Origin of the sequence: Bacillus sp. FJAT-29790, from assembly GCF_019039215.1 — a bacterium.
GTDB lineage: Bacteria > Bacillota > Bacilli > Bacillales > Cytobacillaceae > Cytobacillus.
In genome coordinates, this window is sequence record NZ_JAHNZZ010000001.1 from 192,140 (window position 1) to 211,514 (window position 19,375).

Sequence of the window (19,375 nt, forward strand, 5' to 3'; positions counted from 1 at the left end):
AGGAAAAAGTATGCTCACGATTTGGATTGTCATTGGAATTGTTGCATTTTTATTAATTGCCTTATTGGGAGTTTTTATTACGAAGTATCGTACGGCTGGACCGGATGAAGCATTAATCGTTACGGGCAGCTATCTTGGTAGGAAAAATGTCCATGTAGATGAATCAGGTAATAAAATAAAGATCATCCGGGGTGGAGGAACCTTTGTCCTGCCTGTATTCCAGCAGGCACAACCATTAAGTCTCTTGTCTAGTAAGCTAGAAGTTTCTACTCCAGAGGTTTATACCGAGCAGGGCGTTCCTGTCATGGCAGATGGGACGGCGATTATAAAGATTGGCGGATCAATCGGAGAAATTGCAACTGCAGCTGAACAGTTTCTAGGAAAGTCGAAGGATGACAGGGAAAATGAGGCGAAGGAAGTTCTTGAAGGACATTTGAGATCGATTCTGGGCTCAATGACAGTAGAGGAAATTTATAAAAACAGGGATAAATTTTCTCAAGAAGTTCAAAGGGTTGCTTCACAGGATTTGGCAAAAATGGGTCTTATTATTGTATCCTTCACGATTAAAGATGTTCGCGATAAAAACGGCTATCTTGACTCATTAGGGAAGCCGAGAATTGCACAAGTTAAACGGGATGCAGATATCGCGACCGCTGAAGCGGAAAAAGAAACACGTATTAAGCGTGCGGAAGCAGCTAAAGATGCTCAAAAAGCCGAGCTTGAAAGAGCAACTGAAATTGCAGAAGCTGAAAAAGAAAATCAAATGAAAATGGCCGATTACCGCAGGGATCAGGATATTGCTAAAGCCCGTGCTGACCAGGCTTATGATTTGGAGACCGCCCGTGCAAAACAGGAAGTTACCGAGCAGGAAATGCAGATTAAGATTATTGAACGACAAAAGCAAATTGAGCTTGAAGAAAAAGAGATTTTAAGAAGAGAACGTCAATATGATTCCGAAGTGAAGAAAAAGGCAGACGCTGATCGTTATGCCGTCGAACAGGCTGCAGAAGCTGAAAAGAAAAAGCAATTCGCTGAAGCAGACTCCAATCAATACCGGATTGAATCCCAAGCTCGCGCAGATGCAGAACGTGTCAGGGTGGATGGTTTGGCGAAGGCTGAATCTCAACGTGCACAGGGTGAGTCTGAAGCTGATATCATTCGCTTGAAAGGTCTTGCCGAAGCAGAAGCGAAACGGAAAATTGCAGAAGCCTTCGAACAATATGGCCAGGCAGCCATTATGGACATGGTCTTGAAAATGCTTCCTGAATATGCGAAGCAAGTTGCGAGCCCGCTTTCGAATATTGATAAGATCACAATTGTTGATACTGGCAGTGACGGAAAAAATGGCGGAGCCAATAAAGTAACCGGCTATGCGACAAACTTGATGTCCACTATGCAGGAAACCTTAAAAGCTTCTTCCGGCATTGACATAAAAGAGCTTTTAGAAAACTTTTCAGGTAAATCAAATATCCGCCAAAGCCTTGACCAGTTAACCTTTGAAATGAAGGAAAACACGAAGAGACAAAAGGATGTAAGTGACGAAGAAGAATAATAATTTGATTCATAAATACCTATTTTTAGTCTTTTTTTGGAAGGCAAAAAACTAAATATCATATTAAAAGCTGAGGTCACTTAATGAAGTGGCCTCTTTTTATGTGGTGAATTGACCTAAAAATTGTGTGTTCGTCTATCGCACAATTTGGGTTAAGTGAATAGGATATATGGAATCAAAAAAAGGAGGTATTAGAAAATGGGAGACGGATTTGCTGGTTGTGGCGGAGGCTTCGCCCTCCTAGTTGTACTGTTTATCTTGCTAATAATCATTGGTGCTTCTTGGGGATTCGGAGGCTTCGCGTACTAACTATATGGAAAACAGTTTAATCTAGAAAGGAGGGGATATTTTATGTTCGGATACGGTGGCTATGGCGGCTGCGGATACGGAGGAGTTGGATTTGGAGGATGCGGCTTCGGAGGAGGTTTTGCGTTAATCGTTGTTCTGTTTATCCTTCTTATAATCGTAGGTGCATCTTGTTTTAGTTTTTGCTAAAGGGTAAAGAAAAGCAGGGGTCTCTCCTGCTTTTCTTTTTTGACATTAAATAGAATGTCAAAATCTAGACATGCTATTTTAATTTATGGCTATGTTAAAGCTTAATGTTGATAATTGCACTTGTTGATTGTAGAGGAAGGCGCGAGATCCTCGAAAATGCATTCGCATTTCCTTCGTGCGGTGTTTATTCGCGGATGATTAATCAAAGTCCTGCGGGAGAAGCGTGTCAGGAGAGACCCCGCAGGAGCGTTAGCGACGAGGAGGCTCCCCGACCGCCCGCGTTTGCTGAGTGCCTGCAGCGGAAATCAACAGCTACATTTAACACAGCCTAATTTACAAAACGGGTAGGGAGCTAGAACTCATGTCACCTTTTAATCTAGAATGAATGGTTCTTTTGCATTCCAAAAATTGATTATCTAGCAGGAGATTTTCATTCCTAGGCTTTGGAAACGGGACTGTAAACTGAAAAGCGACATGAGCTGGCTTATGTGATAGCACTAAAACCCGGTCAGATAGGAAGAGAGCCTCTTCGACACTATGTGTGACAAAAAGAATCGTCTTCTGATGAATCCCCCAAATGTCTAGCAGCCATTTTTGCATATCAAGCCTTGTTAATTCGTCTAATGCAGAAAATGGTTCATCAAGAAGGATGACACGCTGGGGGCTTAAAAGGGCTCTAATAAAAGCGGTACGCTGTTTCATTCCACCAGATAATTCATGGGGGAAGGCATGAATATATTCACCGAGGCCTGCTTTCTCAATCATCTCTTTCGCTACTTCTTTATCTGTTTTCCCTTGGATTTCTTGACCTAGCATGACATTTTGCAGAATAGTTCTCCATGGAAGCAGCGAAGGGGTTTGCGGCATATAACTAATTGACCCCCGTTTTCCATTGATATTTTTCCCATGTAATCGAATCGCGCCTTTGTCCGGGGATAACAATCCGCCGATTAAATGAAAGATTGTGCTTTTTCCGCTCCCGGACGGCCCCAAGATTGAGACAAACTCACCTTCATTAACCTGTAAATCCAGCTCTTTTAGGACTTCATTTTGTCCAAAACGTTTAGAAATATTTTCAATGGAGAGTAAAGTCATCTTTTATCGTCCTCCTTTGCTTTCCAGCGGACAAGCAAATATTCTGCGAGTAATATCATGACAAAAAATAGTAAACTTAAAGCCATTATGGCAAAAATAGCGACAAAAACCCGATCTGTTCTAAAGGAAGAAGAAGCAAGTGTCATATATACCCCGATTCCTGCTTTGGCGCCGAGCCATTCTGAAATGACTGCGCCCATCACACTATATGTAGCCGAGATTTTTAAGCCGGAAAATAAGGCAGGCAATGAAAAAGGGAGTTCAAGCTTCCAAAAAAGCTGTTTCCTTGAAGCACCCGCCATCAACATATAATGTTTCAGCTCATTCGGAGTTTGCCTAAAGCCATCAAGTGCAGCAACGGTTATCGGAAAGAAACAAACAAGTGTGATAACGATTAATTTTGGCAGCAGACCAAATCCAAACCAAATGACCAATAAAGGAGCAAGGACAATAATCGGTACGTTTTGTGAAAGGATCAGCAGCGGGTAAATCGCTTCCCTTATAATAGGAAGAAGATGGAGCAGAATAGCTGTTAGCAGGCCGATGCTCGTTCCAATCGCAAATCCAAGCAGTGATAGCTTAATGGTTGATAGCAGCTGGGGATGAAAGCTTATCCAGCCGGTTATCACTTCCTGAAAAATGTCTGTTGGCGGAGGAAGGAGCCAGCCCGGAATATCCGCCAGCTTAACAGCCACTTCCCAAATAACGAATAAAAGGAGGAGAACCAGCGTTGGTCTCCACCCTTTTAATAAAAATTTCCTCATGGACGGTATTTCTCTGTTAAGCTATCCATTTCAATCCCGGACGGCTGATATAAAATTTTCACTTGTGAAATTACATTACTGCTGCCGATTTCAATCATTCTTTCGTTCATCTTTGCTATCACTTTAAATAGATGCTCTAATTCGCCTTCCATTGTTGTTTCTAAAGGATGGACTTCATATTTCACACCTGACTCGGCGATAATCCGTATAGCTTCGTCCACATACGGGATCACGTCTTCCCCTGCTTTTGTTTTAGGAATAATTTGAATGCTTACTAATGAATTAGCCATAATAATTTCTCTCCTTACTCAGGTAAAAATTCATTTGTGAACGCTTTTTCTGCGTCTAATTCTTTTTCTAATAACCCATTTTCCAACATCCAGTTTGCATAGTTTTCCCAAATTTCTCGTTTTTGTACTCCCCATTTTTCTGCATCATCTTGATAACGCGGAGCTAACCATTCCTGGCTTTTTATCACGAGCTTCTGATCAAGGTCAGGGACTGCCTTTAAAAGGATATCAGCTGCTTCTTTTGGATTTTCAATTGTAAATTGATACCCCTTTGAAGCAGCCTTAATAAATGCCTTCACTGTTTCGGGATTTTTTTCAATCATTTTTTCATTCGTTGCTAATACTGGAGTGTAATAATCAAGCTTATCGGAATAGTCGGTTAAATACACCATATTAATCTTTTCCCCGCGAAGCTCGGCTTCTACACCTGTCCAACCGTAGTAAATCCAAGCGAAATCAATGTCTCTTTTTACAGCAGTGAAGAAGTCGGCATCTCCCATATTAATAAACGACACGTCTTCAACATTTGCCTTTTCTATTTTCATTAAAGAATCAAGCACTGATTTTTCAACAGGTGAGCCCCAGCCGCCGTATGTTTTGCCTGCAAAGTCTTTAGGAGAAGTAATATTTTTCTCAGCAGGTGAAGCAAATCCAGAAGTATTATGCTGAATGACAGCCGCGATGGAAACAAGTGGAACCCCCTGAACACGAGCCTGGGTAATGCTTTCCTGATAGCTGACCCCAAAATCAGCCTTTCCTGATGCAGTCAGCTGATCGGCACCAGCTTCACCCGGCATGATAATTTCAACATCAAGGCCTTCTTCGGCGAAATAACCTTTTTCCTTCGCAACATATAGGCCGGTATGGTTTGTATTTGGCGTCCAATCAAGAACGACGGAAACATGTTTGAGCTCCTCTTTATTTTCCACCCCATCCTTTGACGGAGCTGCCTGATCATTGCTACTGCCGCAGCCCGCTAACAAAAAAGCGGAAAAAATGACTGCCAGCCATCTTTTCATACGTATTACCTCCTGATGATTAATTACTTTTGAAAAAATAAAAACGCCCTGGGTATGAACCCGGGCGCATATTAACTAAACAAAATTTGGTTTAGAATATGTTCCCTACGCTGGTATAAACCAGATCAGGTTCAAAGGGTCAACATCTTTATCGGATGAAGTCTCAACCGGCTGTACCGGTTCCCCTACAATTCTTGACTATTTAATTGAATAATATGAGCGTTTTTATTCTCCCTTATTATAGCAGATGTAAGTCATTTGCCTAGTAAAATGTCCTTGATGGAAAAAATACCTATAAATCCCTGTAAAACCATGGAAGATATTGAGGTGTGGTCGTTCATTATAATCTATGTTACGGTTATTATGTTGCAAAACAGAAGTCAATGATCAGAAGTCAATAATCAGATGCCAGAAGGCTATGCGCGTCTATTCTAAGAATATTAAGCCATCGCTAATAAAATAGAGGAGGAGATACAATGAAGAAGCTTGCAACAATTATTGCTGGACTCATGGTGCTCTCATTCCATTTTGTTCATTCAGATGCTAACCATGCTCATGCAAAAACATTAGATAATATTGATATATATATTGTACAAAAGGGGGACTCCCTTTTTAATATCGGTGTGAAATTTGGTGTTTCTAAGCTTGAATTAAAAAAGCTTAATGATAAAACATCGGACAAGATTCTTCCGGGTGAGAAGCTGATAGTGCCTAAATCCATTACAAAAGCAGAAAAGGACCTTCTTGCAAGACTCGTACATGCAGAAGCAAAAGGGGAGCCGCATGCCGGCAAGGTTGCTGTCGCATTAGTTGTATTGAATCGGGTAGAAGACAATCGCTTTCCGGATAAAATTAAGGATGTCATTTATCAAAAAAGACAATTCCAGCCAGTCGATAATGGAGCCATAAACGATCCAGCTGATAATGATTCAAAACAAGCAGTTATGGAAGCACTTGCCCTCGAAGGACAAGGGGATGACTCCGTATTTTTCTTCAATCCTGATCAAACAAGTAGTAAGTGGTTAAGAACGAAAACAGTCACAACTGTAATCGGAAATCATCGCTTTGCGAAATAATGTAACCCTTCTCCAGCTTTCGCAGGAGGGGGTTTCTCTGTTTTGATATTTTCACTTTGGTGTTTGGGAATAATTATATTATAATATATGGATTGAACCCTTTTGGGTATTAAAGATCAATCATTCATTTCCAGAAGTCAAACTTGTACTAATACCAAAGGAGGGATTTAGATGTTATCAAATATAGGTGTACCAGGACTAATCCTTATTCTGATTCTCGCACTCATTATATTTGGGCCGAAAAAACTGCCCGAGATTGGAAGAGCATTCGGACAAACATTGAGAGAATTTAAGAAGTCAACGAGTGAAATAACAAAGGACTTTGATGATACAGAAAAGAAAAAAGACGAACTTTCAGATAAATAAATTAAAAAACTGGCTTCGAAGACAGAAAAAGTCTTATCGGGCCAGTTTTTTGTTTAGGCTGTTTTCGTAAACCTTGTTGCTATTTAAGTATGATTTTATATAAAAATATGAGTTGATTGGAGTGGAGGGTACTTGACTCCTGCGGGAAATGGAGGGAACGGGAGACCCCACAGGCGGTAACGCCGAGAGGCTCCAGTCACTCTCCGCGGAAAGCAAGTACCCGCAGCGGAAATCAACGGGCAAACTTTTAAAGCCAAAAACAACAAACTATGCGAAAAGAGCCTTTGTTTAAGTAGAATTCAGGAAGCTATCTCAGGAAAAAGTCATGTTAATGTTTTTTTGAACCATATATAAAAATGATTCTATTTCTTTATATTTTTCTCGATATATTCAAACAAAAAGGACTGGCCATTCCGATAAAAGCGAGGATCGAACAGACCGAGCCGGTCGTTGTCATCAACAAGAACAACAAATGGGGACCATTCATATAGTGTTCTTGCTTGTGGGAGTTCAGAAAACAATCTATCCAAATCTGCCTCTGCATTTGATTGTAAAACATATTGCACAAGTCTCTCTTGAAAAAGATTATCTTGAAAGATCGTAACGGTTTGATCTTTTTTCGCAACTACCGAAAATGTCCAGGGTATAAAGCCTGCTGAAAGGGCAATTTGATCATAATGATCTTCATATTGTTTATATAGCAGAAAGCCCTGGCTGCTTTGCATAATGAAGTGAAGGACGATAAATGTCCACGCCGCTTTAAAATAAAACGGTGACCTTTGCTTATTTCTTTTTGAGAAAAAGAAAGCAGCTGCCATGATGATCCAAATGACAAAATCAATAATTGGGATCGTACCAAATGTAATTCTCATCTTGGAAAACGGCTCTAAATACCCCGTTCCCCATGCATTGAAAAGATCACTCGTATCATGGATAAAGACAGCCAGCCAACCAAGCAGAAAAAGCTTTTTATCTTTCACCCCAAAAAAGAAGTAGCAAATAAGAAAAAATAGCAGTGCCCATACTGGTGTCAAAAAGATCGAATGGGTAATGCCTCGATGCCACATTTGATAAAGCCCTTCTGTATCCCATAAACGCGAAATTACATCTATATCTGGAATTTGGCTGGCGCCGACCGCTGTTACAAGATAAGCTCTTTTGTGTTTACTGTCCATATCTTTCTTATCGATAGCCCCATACAGCGCCAAACCGAATAAAGTATGAGTAATTGTATCCAAAGGATCACCTCCGTTTTGCAATATTAACAAGCCGTTATGTTCACTCATCTAATTATAATCGTGGACGAAAATTTAAAAAAGCAATAAGATGTTTAAATGCACCATTGCAATCTGTTTTTCCGAGCGATAAAATTAAGGGTATGATTAAATTTGAGAATCAGTGAGGAAGTAACATGGCAAATAAATTTAAAGAAGAAGTATTATCAAGACGTACCTTTGCGATCATTTCCCACCCGGATGCTGGGAAAACAACATTAACCGAGAAATTGCTTCTGTTTGGCGGAGCTATTCGGGATGCTGGAACGGTGAAGGGGAAGAAAACAGGGAAATATGCGACAAGTGACTGGATGGAAATTGAGAAGCAGCGTGGAATTTCGGTAACCTCCAGTGTAATGCAATTTGACTATAATGGAGCACGTGTAAATATACTTGATACACCAGGTCACCAAGATTTCAGTGAAGATACGTACCGAACGTTGACAGCTGTCGACAGCGCCGTCATGATCATTGACTCAGCGAAGGGAATTGAGGAGCAAACGCTGAAGCTTTTTAAGGTTTGTCGGATGCGAGGAATTCCGATTTTCACTTTTATTAATAAGCTTGACCGCCAAGGGAGACCCCCGTTAGAGCTTCTTGCTGAACTGGAAGAGGTAATGGGAATTGAATCGTACCCGATGAATTGGCCGATTGGAATGGGAAAAGAATTCCTTGGTATTTACGATCGTTTTAATAATCGAATTGAGCAATTTCGTGTAGAAGATGAAGCCCGCTTCATTAAATTAAATGAAGAAGGTGAGATTGAAGGAAACCATTCATTAAAAAGTTCCGGTTTGTATACCGATACACTTGAAGAAATCATGTTATTAAATGAGGCAGGAAATGAATTTTCAGTGGACCGTGTGAAAAATGGCGAATTAACACCTGTTTTCTTCGGCAGCGCACTGACAAATTTCGGGGTTCAAACCTTTTTAGAGTCCTATTTACAGTTTGCCCCGCCACCGCAAGCTCGTAACTCAACAGTAGGTGAAATTGATCCGCTCTCAGAAGATTTTTCCGGTTTTATTTTCAAAATTCAAGCAAATATGAACCCGGCCCACAGGGATCGAATTGCTTTCTTAAGAATATGTTCGGGCCAATTCGAGCGAGGTATGTCTGTGAATATTCCAAGACTTGGAAAACAAATTAAACTCGCGCAGTCCACGCAATTTATGGCTGACGACAGAAGCACAGTGGATCTAGCTGTAAGTGGAGATATTATCGGGATCTATGATCCAGGAACATACCAAATTGGAGATACACTCACATCTGGAAAAGGAAATTTTCAATTTGAGCGCCTTCCGCAGTTTACACCAGAGCTCTTCGTCAGGGTTTCTGCGAAAAATGTCATGAAGCAAAAGCATTTCCATAAAGGAATCCAGCAGCTTGTTCAAGAAGGTGCCATTCAGCTATATAAAACAGTCAAGACAGAGGATCTGCTGCTCGGGGCAGTTGGCCAGCTGCAATTTGAAGTATTTGAACACAGGATGCGCAATGAATACAATACAGAAGTGATTATGGAAAGAGTCGGTTCAAAAATCGTCCGTTGGGTTGAAGGTGAGGTAAGCGAGAACCTTTCAAGCTCCAGGAGCATGCTTGTAAACGATCGATTTGAGAAGAAAGCCTTCTTATTTGAAAATGATTTTGCGCTTCGATGGTTTCAAGAAAAGAACCCGGATGTGAACTTATATAATCCGATGGATGAAGAACACTAACAAACAAACGGTTTCCGTAAAGGGAGCCGTATTTTTTTGCCATTGACATTATGGGGGGGAAATATTATATTAGTATCGCATTTGTTTTTTACTTTAATGCTAAAAAGCGTTTAAGTTAAAAAGTGAATAATTACATTTATCCGTAGATTCATAAATAGAATGTTTTTAGCAATACGGTTAAAATGGGGAGGAAATAGTTTTGCAGCAAGAACAACCATTATTAGTACTTAAACCTTTGGAGGCATTTATCATTACCTTCATTATTCTGGGCGGCATCAGCTATGCGATTATTTTTGCCGGTGTCGTTCCCCATATACCGATTGTTTTGGCCATCATGTGTTTGTTTGCTTATGGACTCGTAAAGAAGGTAAGTGTGAAAGATTTGGAAGAGGGTCTTACAGATGGTGCAAAATCAGGCCTTGGGGCTGTTTTTATCTTTTTCTTTATCGGCATGCTTATTAGCAGCTGGATGGTGAGCGGGACGATTCCTACTTTTATTTACATGGCTTTAGAAGTAGTGAATGGGAAATTCTTCTATGCCATTGCCTTTTTCGTCACTGCGATCATTGGCATGAGTATCGGAAGCTCACTTACAACGGCGGCAACCATTGGCATTGCGTTTATGAGCGTCTGTACCGCACTTGGTTTATCAGAAGCAATCACAGCGGGTGCTGTTGTTTCGGGTGCTTTCTTCGGTGATAAAATGTCGCCTCTTTCTGATACGACGAATCTTGCATCCATGATCGTAAATGTCGATTTATTCGACCATATAAAAAACATGACATGGACAACCGGGCCTGCATTTGTAATTTCCTTGATTATTTTTGGTATTTTATCGCCTGGAGAGGCTTCTTCAAATTTTACGAAAATAGTATTTTTGAAGAATACGCTGAATGAGCTTGGATATGTACATTGGCTTTCTCTTATCCCTTTTCTTATTTTGACTTATCTGGCCATTAAAAAGGTATCAGCTATTATTACTCTATCAGCTGGGATTTTATCTGCACTTTTGATTAGCTTCTTTCTACAAAAGGGCTTTAGTGTCGAAAAAATGATGAGTCTATTATTTTTTGGTTTTAAGTCGGATAGTGGTGTTGAAGAAGTGGACTCATTATTATCAAGGGGTGGAATGGAAAGTATGATGTTCCCCATTGGGATTGTTTTGCTGGCACTTTCAATGGGAGGCTTGTTTTTTAGACTAGGAATCTTGCCAGCATTGCTGGATGGGATCAAAGAATTTTTGCATAAGGTGCCTGCCTTGATCGCTTCAACCGCTGGAACCGCAATCGGCATTAACTTTCTGCTTGGCGAGCAGTATCTTTCGATTTTATTAACAGGCAGTGCTTTTCAGGAATCCTATGATCGTGCTGGCCTGCATCAGAAAAACCTTTCGAGAGTCCTAGAGGATGCAGGGACGGTCATTAATCCATTAGTTCCTTGGAGTGTGTGTGGTGTATTCCTAACCGGTGTATTAGGAGTTGCAACTATTGATTATCTACCATTCACCTTTTTCTGTCTTTTATCTCCTCTTATTACAATTGTTTATGGGATTACCGGCTTTACAATTTCGAAAAAAGATGAAAAAGCAGCCGCTTAATGGCTGCTTTTTTCGAATTAGCGGAAAAATGTCGAACGTTTGAAAGGCACACTATTGAAAGTTAAATGCAAAGCAGCACCCATAATAAAACCTTCACTTTATTGGAAGGATCAATAAAAAACTTTAACACACTGTTCTTTGCAGTATTGTTAAAGTTTTTTGTACGTTTGTCCTTTTTACAATTATATTTTTTTGAAAACCCCCAAAAACACCTCGTGCATATCCGTACACTTGTAATGAACAGCGGCCGCTTAAAAAACATAGAGGTGATTGAAATTGAAATTCTTATCAAATAAAGAAATGAACAAAATCGCAAAAAGTACATTAGCAATTGTATTAGCAGGAACTTTCACATTCTCTTCTTCCCTAGCTTACGCATCTGAAAAAACAGATGAGAATGAAAAATATGAAACCGTAGTATTAGAAAACCAAACATCTACTGAATCAGATGTTAAGTCAGTTGAAGTGATCGAAGAAGGAAAAGATCAAGTTGAAGAAATCGAAAAGAATGCTCCATCCCTAGTGGCTGGTAACTTCTTTTATTTTGCAAAAATAGCATTAGAAAAAATTAAACTTGCCTTTACTTTCGACAAAGTTAAGGAGTCAGAATTATTGGCTACATATGCTTCAGAGCGTCTAGCAGAAGCTGAAATTCTGTTTGCAGAAGGTGATGAAGAAAAAGCATTGCAAACAATTGAAAAAGCAATTGAATACATGCAAAGCGTGGAGATACTCGTTGAAGATGAAGATAAGGACGATGCAGGTCTTAATGATGAAGTGGAAATAGACGAGCCAGTAACAGATGAAGAAAAAAATACTGATACTAATGAAACAAAAGTAGATGAAGTAAATATAGAAGATGATGGAACTAAAGATGATTCAGCTATTGATGAAGTAACCCAAGATGATTCACCTATTGATGATGTGAATGCAGAAGAGTCTGTATCAAAAGATGAGCCGATGAAGGAAGTGAAGGAGCTAATTTCACAAAATATTTTAGCCCTTCAAGCTGCATTGAATAAAGTGAAAAATCCAGTTGCCAAGGCGGCCTTGCAAAAAAATATTGAAAAAAGTTATGCAAAATTGGCAAAAAAAATAGCGAAGATTGAAAAGAAATATGCGGAACTTGATCAGCATAAAAAGGATGAAGTAAAAGAAGGAACGGAATTGGTTAAGGTTGAAGAAGAAGTGATAGTTGATAGTGGAACAGATGCTGAAATCCCAAATGATGTGAAGACCGAAGTTGATAAAGAAGAAATAGTAACTCCAGTTAAGCATCATAATGAAGCAAAGTCTGAATTAAAGCAGCAAAGAAAAGAAGCTAGAGAAGAATATAAAGAGAAAAAAGCTGAAATTAAAGAAGAAGCAAAGCAATCAATTAAAGCTATAAAACAAGAAGAAAAACAATCAATTAAAGCTGTAAAACAAGAAGCAAAACATGCAGATCAAACTGCAAAACAAGAGGCAAGAGTACAACGTGATGAAAAAAAGGCTGAAATGAAACAACAAAAAGAATCAAAAAATCAGCAAGTGAAGAAACATCAAGAAAATTGGAAGCAACAAGGGAATGATGATAACCAAGGCAACGAAGATAATCAATACTAAAAACCCATATGAACAATTTTAGAAAAGAGAGCCATTGGCTTTCTTTTCTTTCATACTTAATGGCCAACCCCTAAAAAATCAAAAATGACTTCGTATGTTATAATGTGTTGGGTAAAGAGGTGAGGCAATGCTAAGTATGCTGTTCATGGCTAAAAAACGAAAAAGAACACTTGAAGAAACGGTCCATTTAATCCAACAAGGCGATGCACCATTGCAAAATGACCTAATTCATTCATACAAGCCTTTTATTGCAAAAACGGTTTCCTCGGTATGTAAAAGATACATACATGAATCTGATGATGAATTTAGTATTGGACTTATTGCTTTTAATGAAGCAATTCAAAAATATAGCCCGGAAAAAGGGAGTTCTTTAATTAGCTTTTCTGAGGTTCTTATTAAACGGAGAGTCATTGATTACATTCGGACGCAGTCTAAACATCAGGGACTGAGCTTTGAAATCGGCAGCGATCTGAGTGAGGAAGAGTCTAGATCTTCCATAGAAGATGATTTGTCATTGGAGGATTATCGGAAGAAAACCGATGAAGAATTGAGAAGAGAAGAAATTACTAAATTTACCGAAGTTCTTCAACAATTTGATCTGTCTTTCATAGATCTAGTCGAGCAATCTCCCAAACATGCGGATGCTAGAAAAAACGCGATGACAGTGGCACAAATACTAACTGAAAATAGTGAGCTTAAAAAAACCTTGCTCGAAAAGAAGAGACTTCCAATTAAACAGCTGGAGAAGTATGTTTCAATCAGCAGAAAAACAATTGAGAGAAACAGAAAGTATATTATTGCGATCTCCCTTATTTTAATTGGAGATTATGTTTACCTAAAAGATTATATTAAAGGGGTGTTGGAGACGTGAAAAAGGGAATTATTATGGAAGTGAATGAACGTTTTTTAACGCTATTAACCCCAGAAGGCGAATTTCTCCGTGCCCGCAAGCAAAATAGTCAATATCAAATTGGGCAGGAAATTGATTTTTTTCCAGTAGATCAGATGGAAACAAACAAGCCTTCCTTTTTATCTATTTTACAGACCATTAAAGGAAAGACCGCAATTGCAGCTACTCTCGCATTCATGCTTGTTATCCTGTCATTTATACCTAGGTCACAAAGTAATGAAGTGTATGCGTATATGTCCATTGATATTAATCCGAGCATTGAATTAGGTGTCAATCGTAAATTCCAAGTGCTTGAAATGATGCCATACAATGAGGATGGGGAACGAATCGTCCAACAAATCCACGACTGGAAAAAGAAAGATATTCAGGTAGTGACAAAAAATATACTCAATGAGATAAAAAAACAGGGATATATCAAGAATAAACATGAAGTTGTAATTGCTACCGTCTATGCACAAGAGGAGAAAAAAGAGCGAGATGAACGCTGGGAACAAGAAATGACAGAAATTAAACATGTCATGGAAAATGAAAATCTTGAACTTAAAGTTGTAGAAGGAACAAAAAAAGATAGAGAGCAAGCAAAAGAAAAGGGACTAACAACGGGTTTATATAAAGAAAAGCAAATGAATACGAATATTTCGAAACCAGCTAAGAAAAATGAGCTAGTGACGACGGAACAGCCAAAATCAGAAATTATGCAGGAACAAAGCAAAATACAAACCTCTCCTAATAAAGATACATTTATCCCACCTGGACAGCTGAAAAAAGAACAAAATCGTGGAAATAAAAATAATTCGGAGCAAGGAAAAACTTTCGAGAAGTGGGAAGATAAACAAACGCTTCGGGACAGGGAAAAGAAGGAAAAAGAACATATAGAAAATAATTCGGACTCGTCTAAGAAGAAATTAGAAGAGAAGTCGAATCATGGTGATAATCGAAGCGAAAAAGCAAAGTCGAATTCGGATAATCAACGAAACGAAAAAGCAAAGTCGAATTCGGGTAATCAACAAAACGAAAAAGCAAAGTCGAATTCGGATAATCAACGAAATGAGAAAGCAAAGTCGAATTCGGATAATCAACGAAACGAAAAAGCAAAGTCGAATTCGGATAATCAACAAAACGAAAAAGAAAAGTGGAATTCAGGCAACAACAATTATAAAAAAGAAAACCACGATAACGAAAAGAGACAAAATGATTAGTAAGAAAGTAATGAAAAGTCCGGAGAAATCCGGACTTTTTGCCATTTATTATTCACCTTTTCGTTGATTCGAAAATTATCACAAATATTTCAAAGTTTATGACTGCTTATTTCCAGCCATTTGAGCTTGTGCTTGTTTCACAAGTCTTTTTGTAATTTCTCCACCAACTGATCCATTTGCCCGGGAAACGGTGTCGGAACCTAAATGAACGCCAAATTCTTGGGCAATTTCATATTTTACTTGGTCTAAATATTGCTCGATCCCAGGAACTAATAGTTTATTGCTGCTTCTAGCCAAAGTAATTCAACTCCTTTTTTGATTGGATATATGCCAATATTCGTCATCCTTCGTCACGGAAATCCGCCAATCCAGAGTCTAATCATCCCTGTTATTTGTATTATGGTTAACCGAGCAAAATTTCATAAGTGGTAAATTCTTCGGCTCGAAAGAATCCTTTCCTTGTAAAAACACCCCATTTATTTGCCTATTCGGCAATTCAAATGAAAATCATAAAAGATCACACTTTTAATGTGATTGTACTCACTATAAGTGAGAACGTTCTCATCTATACTGAATGTAAACTTACTCACAAAGGGGGAATAACCTGTCATGGAAATGGTGAAATCAAAGGATTCTAAAACACAAGAAGAACAGAAACACGAATCTGTTAAAGGTACAATGTTTTCCGTAGGAGTGGTTGGTGCAGTAATTTTCATTACGTATGTAGTACTTTTCGGGCTATATATGGCTAGAGTATAGGGGGGAATAAAAATGAAGATGCATCTTTCAGAAAAAATATGGCTTACCTTAAGTTTCGGTATGATAATGATATTCATGCTAATTACTGGTTATCAAGGATTTGCCTTGGGAATGGCACCGCCAAGTCATAAAGAAACAATTGATCCGCAAAAGGTAGATCAAATCGCGCCATTTAATGAACCTGGTATTAAACAAATTGGTGAAAATGAATATGAAGTAGTCATGACTTTACAAATTTTTAGTTTTAATCCAAGTAATATTGAAGTGCCTGCTGGATCAACGGTACATTTCACAATGACTTCTAAAGATGTTGTGCACGGATTCCAAGTGGCAAATACGAATATTAATGCGATGGTAATGCCGGGACATATTCAAAAGATTACGCAGAAATTTGACGTACCGGGTGAATATTTAGTGTTATGTAATGAATACTGCGGTGCTGGCCACCAATTAATGAGTACGACCATTACAGTTAAATAAAGGAGGGACGTTCAATGGAAACTGTCATACAACAAAAGGGAAAATCAACAGCATTTAAAGAAAAAGCAAATAAAGCGCTAGGGATTAGTTTAGAAGATGCTAGAATAACGAAATCATATTTATCTGTTGCTTTTATAGCATTACTTCTAGGCGGATTGTTAGGATTATTGCAAGGATTAAACCGTGCAGGTCTTCTTGAACTACCAACATGGCTTAATTATTATCAAGTATTAACAGCACACGGGTTATTATTAGTTGTTGTGCTTTCAGCATTCTTTACAATTGGTTATTTTTATGCAGGACTTTCACATACATTAGGCGGTCTTCTGCCAAAGGTTAGAAAGATGGCATGGATTGGTTTTTGGATGAAGATCTTCGGTTTTGTATTAGTAGTGATACCGATCTTAATGAATGAAGCATCTGTTATGTTTACCTTCTATCCGCCATTGGCGGCTCACCCAATATTTTATTTCGGTTTAGTGTTTATTGTATTGGGTGTGTGGATGCTTTCAGCTGGAGCATTTATGAATGTTGCTCATTGGCGAAAGACTCACAAAGGGCAGCATATTCCGATCCTTACGTTCTTTGCTACTGGTGTATTTGTCTTATTAGTCGGCGCAACTGCCTTTGCTGCGGTTGAAGTACTATTCATGATTATTCCATGGTCACTTGGATGGGTGGATACAATAAATGTTATGGTTGCTCGAACACTATTCTGGGCTTTTGGGCATACAGCAGTTAATATCTGGTATTTAACAGCAGTTTCTGCATGGTACGTCATTGTACCAAAAGTAATCGGAGGAACACGCTTTAATGACTATTTAACTCGTGTTGTTATTATCGCATTAGTAATAATGAATATTACAGGCGGATTTCACCATCAAATCGTTGACCCAGCTATTTCAGAACCAGTAAAATTCATGCACGTGTTTATGAGTTTAGCAATTGGATTCCCATCCTTAATGACTGCGTACGCCATGTTTACCGTATTTGAACGTACCGGCAGAAGGAAAGGCGGAAAAGGACTTTTAGGCTGGTTGAAAAAATTACCATGGGGTGACGTTCGTTTCCTATCACCATTTATCGCAATGGCTGCCTTTGCTCCAGCTGGAGCAGGCGGGATTGTTCAAAGTACGAACCAATTAAACCAGGTTGTTCATAATACGATGTGGGTTGTTGGCCACTTTCACTTAACGCTTGGTATGTCCGTAATGATGACATTCTTTGGTGTTAGTTATTGGTTAGTTCCATATGTATCCAAACGCGTTTTAACACCGAAAATGAATAAAGTAGGTGTGATTCAAACGATTATTTGGACAATTGGTATGGTCATCATGTCTTTTTCAATGCATACAGTTGGATTGTTTGGTTCACCACGCAGAACCTCCTTTACAACCTATGGCGACTTTTCAACAACATTAGGCTGGGATCCATATATGACAATGATAGGAATTGGTGCAACACTGCTAATGATCGCAGTAATTATCCAAGTATTTGCCGTATTTAATCTAATGTTCTTTGCACCAAAAGGTGAAACAGAATTCCCTATTGCTGAAGTGGAAGAAGGAGAAGCTAGAACGCCATATATGACAGAGCGTTGGGGAGTTTGGGTTGTAATCATGTTAATCGTTATTGCCATGGCATATGTTTTACCACTGACAGATATGATCGTTAATGCACCTCCAGGTTCACCTCCATTCAAAACTTGGTAATTCTTTGACATAAAGAGATAGCTCGATTATTCGGCTATCTCTTTATGCACAATTAAGACTAGCAACATACAGCATGTATAAATGCTGCCGTTGCTGTATTAGTATGAAATTCTTTACGGAAGGACATCACACGACTGAAAGTTCCGCTTTTAAGTGGACATTGCGGTCTTACATTAAGATATGGGGAGTGATCTCCGTGATCAAAAATCAGCATAATACAATCGCTGTCATTTTGGTTTTGTTGTTTGGATGTGTATTGTTTTATATCGGTACCGATGGATTTAAAGCATTTACTGCAGAAACCGCGAGAGTGAATCAGCTAATGGAGGAAAGGCCTGTATTCCCTGATGTCACTTTGGAGGATAACAAAGGGCGGAAATATCCAATTTCTGAGTTTGAAGATAAGTATGTATTTATTACATTTCTTTATACATCATGTGGAACGGTCTGCCCTCAATTAGAAATGAATATGGCTAAGGTTTATGATTCATTGCCCAAAAAATATATTGGAGAAGACATTGTTTTCTTGAGTATTAGTTTTGATCCAACTAGGGATGACCCGGCTACTTTAGAAACATACAGAAAGGCTTTTAATAGCGACGGAGAAACATGGAGGATGGCAAGAATACCTAATCAAACTGAATTAGCTTCATTATTGGAGAAATTTGGTGTGATTGTGATTCCTGATGGACTTGGGAATTTTACACATAATTCTGCTTTTTATTTAGTTGATAAAAATAGACGTTTAGTTAATGTTATGGATTTTACGAAGATTGATGAAGCTGCTGAAAAGGTAATAAGCATTCTTGAAAGTGATGCGAGGGAGTAATTATGACACAAGTTCTATATGCCTTTCTGTTATATATTTTCCTAATGCTTCCACCTGTTGCCCATTTAGTAGAATCAATTATGATTACTCATATGCATATGCAAATGCCCTTGCTTGTTATCTCGGGATTTTTTATGGCACATTTTTTTCAAATACGCTTTCCTCGTTTTTTCGAAAAATGGAATAGTAATGGCATACCGGGAATTATTTTATTTATGATCATAATCATATACTGGACAATCCCGCGAACAATGGATGAAGCCTTGACGTTACAAAGTGTAGAAATTTTTAAATTTATTAGTTTGCCTTTTTTAGCTGGTGTTCCCTTAAGGGATAGTTGGAAAAAACTTAGTTCGGTTGGAAAAAATGTGATTATAATCATTTTTACGATTAAGTATTTTGGGATGGGATTGTTATATATTTGGTCACCTGATCAATTATGCAACAACTATCTATTAATTGATCAATTAACCCTGGGCTGGGGATTCATAACGACTGCCATTGCACTCGTAATCTATTTAGTGTACTTTTATTTTGTTGACCATTCGGCATATGAATAATACAAGTTCAGCAATGTTATTAATTTTTACTTGTCAAAATAAAATGAGTCTTTTTTCAGAAATATTGTAGTTTTAGCG

At 38.6% G+C, this 19,375-nt stretch carries 21 protein-coding genes and 1 riboswitch; of the genes, 15 read left to right on the top strand and 6 right to left on the bottom strand.

What is annotated here, in order from left to right; translation table 11 throughout:
- The first annotated feature begins 10 nt into the window (after positions 1-10).
- The 3 genes from BGM26_RS00920 to BGM26_RS00930 all read left to right on the top strand — a co-directional run bounded on the left by BGM26_RS00920 (position 11) and on the right by BGM26_RS00930 (position 2,047).
- Complete coding sequence (locus tag BGM26_RS00920) at positions 11-1,552, top strand: flotillin lipid rafts scaffold protein FloT (RefSeq protein WP_217037854.1); 1,542 nt, start codon at positions 11-13, stop codon at positions 1,550-1,552.
- A 198-nt stretch (positions 1,553-1,750) separates the two neighbouring features.
- Positions 1,751-1,861: a YjcZ family sporulation protein gene (locus BGM26_RS00925; protein ID WP_217037855.1), complete on the top strand. Its 111-nt coding sequence runs from the start codon at positions 1,751-1,753 to the stop codon at positions 1,859-1,861.
- 42 nt (positions 1,862-1,903) lie between these two features.
- The gene (locus BGM26_RS00930; RefSeq protein ID WP_217037856.1) at positions 1,904-2,047 is read left to right on the top strand and encodes a YjcZ family sporulation protein; all 144 of its coding nucleotides are present in this window, start codon (positions 1,904-1,906) and stop codon (positions 2,045-2,047) included.
- 333 nt (positions 2,048-2,380) lie between these two features.
- Here BGM26_RS00930 and BGM26_RS00935 read toward each other — a convergent pair whose 3' ends face one another.
- From BGM26_RS00935 to BGM26_RS00950, 4 genes are read right to left on the bottom strand one after another with little or no spacing between them, the layout of a single operon-like run.
- On the bottom strand, positions 2,381-3,142 hold the full coding sequence (locus BGM26_RS00935; protein WP_217037857.1) for an ABC transporter ATP-binding protein: 762 nt from the start codon (positions 3,140-3,142) through the stop codon (positions 2,381-2,383).
- Positions 3,139-3,906: an ABC transporter permease gene (locus BGM26_RS00940; RefSeq protein WP_217037858.1), complete on the bottom strand. Its 768-nt coding sequence runs from the start codon at positions 3,904-3,906 to the stop codon at positions 3,139-3,141. The genes BGM26_RS00935 and BGM26_RS00940 overlap by 4 nt, the downstream gene beginning before the upstream one ends.
- Complete coding sequence (locus BGM26_RS00945; RefSeq protein WP_217037859.1) at positions 3,903-4,196, bottom strand: thiamine-binding protein; 294 nt, start codon at positions 4,194-4,196, stop codon at positions 3,903-3,905. Before BGM26_RS00945 ends, BGM26_RS00940 begins: the two co-directional genes overlap by 4 nt.
- 14 nt (positions 4,197-4,210) lie before the next feature.
- A complete protein-coding gene (locus tag BGM26_RS00950; protein WP_217037860.1) occupies positions 4,211-5,215 on the bottom strand; it encodes an ABC transporter substrate-binding protein in 1,005 nt (334 codons plus the stop codon).
- A gap of 85 nt (positions 5,216-5,300) precedes the next feature.
- Positions 5,301-5,412: riboswitch (TPP riboswitch) on the bottom strand.
- A 279-nt stretch (positions 5,413-5,691) separates the two neighbouring features.
- Between BGM26_RS00950 and BGM26_RS00955 the strand changes: the two genes are divergently transcribed.
- Both BGM26_RS00955 and tatA read left to right on the top strand, forming a co-directional pair.
- Positions 5,692-6,291, top strand: coding sequence for a cell wall hydrolase (locus BGM26_RS00955; RefSeq protein ID WP_217037861.1), 600 nt, complete (start codon positions 5,692-5,694; stop codon positions 6,289-6,291).
- A 171-nt stretch (positions 6,292-6,462) separates the two neighbouring features.
- Positions 6,463-6,657 carry a twin-arginine translocase TatA/TatE family subunit gene (gene tatA, locus BGM26_RS00960; protein WP_217037862.1) on the top strand — a complete coding sequence of 65 codons (195 nt, stop codon included), beginning with the start codon at positions 6,463-6,465 and terminating at the stop codon, positions 6,655-6,657.
- A 362-nt stretch (positions 6,658-7,019) separates the two neighbouring features.
- Here the strand turns inward: tatA and BGM26_RS00965 are convergent, their stop codons facing one another.
- Complete coding sequence (locus BGM26_RS00965) at positions 7,020-7,895, bottom strand: metal-dependent hydrolase (RefSeq protein WP_217037863.1); 876 nt, start codon at positions 7,893-7,895, stop codon at positions 7,020-7,022.
- A 173-nt stretch (positions 7,896-8,068) separates the two neighbouring features.
- Here BGM26_RS00965 and BGM26_RS00970 point away from each other — a divergent pair, with 173 nt between their 5' ends.
- From BGM26_RS00970 to BGM26_RS00990, 5 genes are all read left to right on the top strand, one after another.
- Positions 8,069-9,646, top strand: a complete 1,578-nt coding sequence (locus tag BGM26_RS00970; RefSeq protein WP_217037864.1) for a peptide chain release factor 3 — start codon at positions 8,069-8,071, stop codon at positions 9,644-9,646.
- A 199-nt stretch (positions 9,647-9,845) separates the two neighbouring features.
- The gene (nhaC, locus tag BGM26_RS00975) at positions 9,846-11,243 is read left to right on the top strand and encodes a Na+/H+ antiporter NhaC (RefSeq protein WP_217037865.1); all 1,398 of its coding nucleotides are present in this window, start codon (positions 9,846-9,848) and stop codon (positions 11,241-11,243) included.
- Positions 11,244-11,513: 270 nt separating this feature from the next.
- A complete protein-coding gene (locus tag BGM26_RS00980) occupies positions 11,514-12,848 on the top strand; it encodes a DUF5667 domain-containing protein (RefSeq protein ID WP_217037866.1) in 1,335 nt (444 codons plus the stop codon).
- A gap of 127 nt (positions 12,849-12,975) precedes the next feature.
- On the top strand, positions 12,976-13,719 hold the full coding sequence (gene sigI, locus BGM26_RS00985; protein WP_217037867.1) for an RNA polymerase sigma factor SigI: 744 nt from the start codon (positions 12,976-12,978) through the stop codon (positions 13,717-13,719).
- Positions 13,716-14,957, top strand: a complete 1,242-nt coding sequence (locus BGM26_RS00990; protein ID WP_217037868.1) for an anti-sigma-I factor RsgI family protein — start codon at positions 13,716-13,718, stop codon at positions 14,955-14,957. The genes sigI and BGM26_RS00990 overlap by 4 nt, the downstream gene beginning before the upstream one ends.
- Positions 14,958-15,053: 96 nt before the next feature.
- Here the strand turns inward: BGM26_RS00990 and BGM26_RS00995 are convergent, their stop codons facing one another.
- A complete protein-coding gene (locus BGM26_RS00995) occupies positions 15,054-15,254 on the bottom strand; it encodes an alpha/beta-type small acid-soluble spore protein (protein WP_217037869.1) in 201 nt (66 codons plus the stop codon).
- Positions 15,255-15,566: 312 nt separating this feature from the next.
- Between BGM26_RS00995 and BGM26_RS01000 the strand changes: the two genes are divergently transcribed.
- From BGM26_RS01000 to BGM26_RS01020, 5 genes are all read left to right on the top strand, one after another.
- Positions 15,567-15,716 carry a cytochrome c oxidase subunit 2A gene (locus BGM26_RS01000; RefSeq protein WP_217037870.1) on the top strand — a complete coding sequence of 50 codons (150 nt, stop codon included), beginning with the start codon at positions 15,567-15,569 and terminating at the stop codon, positions 15,714-15,716.
- Positions 15,717-15,728: 12 nt separating this feature from the next.
- Positions 15,729-16,196 carry a cytochrome c oxidase subunit II gene (locus tag BGM26_RS01005; RefSeq protein ID WP_217037871.1) on the top strand — a complete coding sequence of 156 codons (468 nt, stop codon included), beginning with the start codon at positions 15,729-15,731 and terminating at the stop codon, positions 16,194-16,196.
- 14 nt (positions 16,197-16,210) lie between these two features.
- On the top strand, positions 16,211-17,908 hold the full coding sequence (locus BGM26_RS01010; protein ID WP_217037872.1) for a cbb3-type cytochrome c oxidase subunit I: 1,698 nt from the start codon (positions 16,211-16,213) through the stop codon (positions 17,906-17,908).
- 196 nt (positions 17,909-18,104) lie between these two features.
- Positions 18,105-18,737, top strand: coding sequence for an SCO family protein (locus BGM26_RS01015; protein ID WP_367949253.1), 633 nt, complete (start codon positions 18,105-18,107; stop codon positions 18,735-18,737).
- 2 nt (positions 18,738-18,739) lie between these two features.
- Positions 18,740-19,297, top strand: a complete 558-nt coding sequence (locus tag BGM26_RS01020) for a hypothetical protein (RefSeq protein ID WP_217037874.1) — start codon at positions 18,740-18,742, stop codon at positions 19,295-19,297.
- Positions 19,298-19,375: the final 78 nt, after the last annotated feature.

Coding starts and splice junctions, on each gene's coding strand:
- BGM26_RS00920 (WP_217037854.1), top strand. CDS start 11: ATGCTCACGATTTGGATTGTCATTGGAATTGTTGCATTTTTATTAATT.
- BGM26_RS00930 (WP_217037856.1), top strand. CDS start 1,904: ATGTTCGGATACGGTGGCTATGGCGGCTGCGGATACGGAGGAGTTGGA.
- sigI (WP_217037867.1), top strand. CDS start 12,976: ATGCTAAGTATGCTGTTCATGGCTAAAAAACGAAAAAGAACACTTGAA.
- tatA (WP_217037862.1), top strand. CDS start 6,463: ATGTTATCAAATATAGGTGTACCAGGACTAATCCTTATTCTGATTCTC.
- BGM26_RS01000 (WP_217037870.1), top strand. CDS start 15,567: ATGGAAATGGTGAAATCAAAGGATTCTAAAACACAAGAAGAACAGAAA.
- BGM26_RS01020 (WP_217037874.1), top strand. CDS start 18,740: ATGACACAAGTTCTATATGCCTTTCTGTTATATATTTTCCTAATGCTT.
- BGM26_RS00940 (WP_217037858.1), bottom strand. CDS start 3,906: ATGAGGAAATTTTTATTAAAAGGGTGGAGACCAACGCTGGTTCTCCTC.
- BGM26_RS00945 (WP_217037859.1), bottom strand. CDS start 4,196: ATGGCTAATTCATTAGTAAGCATTCAAATTATTCCTAAAACAAAAGCA.
- BGM26_RS00955 (WP_217037861.1), top strand. CDS start 5,692: ATGAAGAAGCTTGCAACAATTATTGCTGGACTCATGGTGCTCTCATTC.
- BGM26_RS00925 (WP_217037855.1), top strand. CDS start 1,751: ATGGGAGACGGATTTGCTGGTTGTGGCGGAGGCTTCGCCCTCCTAGTT.
- BGM26_RS00935 (WP_217037857.1), bottom strand. CDS start 3,142: ATGACTTTACTCTCCATTGAAAATATTTCTAAACGTTTTGGACAAAAT.
- BGM26_RS00950 (WP_217037860.1), bottom strand. CDS start 5,215: ATGAAAAGATGGCTGGCAGTCATTTTTTCCGCTTTTTTGTTAGCGGGC.
- BGM26_RS01005 (WP_217037871.1), top strand. CDS start 15,729: ATGAAGATGCATCTTTCAGAAAAAATATGGCTTACCTTAAGTTTCGGT.
- BGM26_RS01010 (WP_217037872.1), top strand. CDS start 16,211: ATGGAAACTGTCATACAACAAAAGGGAAAATCAACAGCATTTAAAGAA.
- BGM26_RS00970 (WP_217037864.1), top strand. CDS start 8,069: ATGGCAAATAAATTTAAAGAAGAAGTATTATCAAGACGTACCTTTGCG.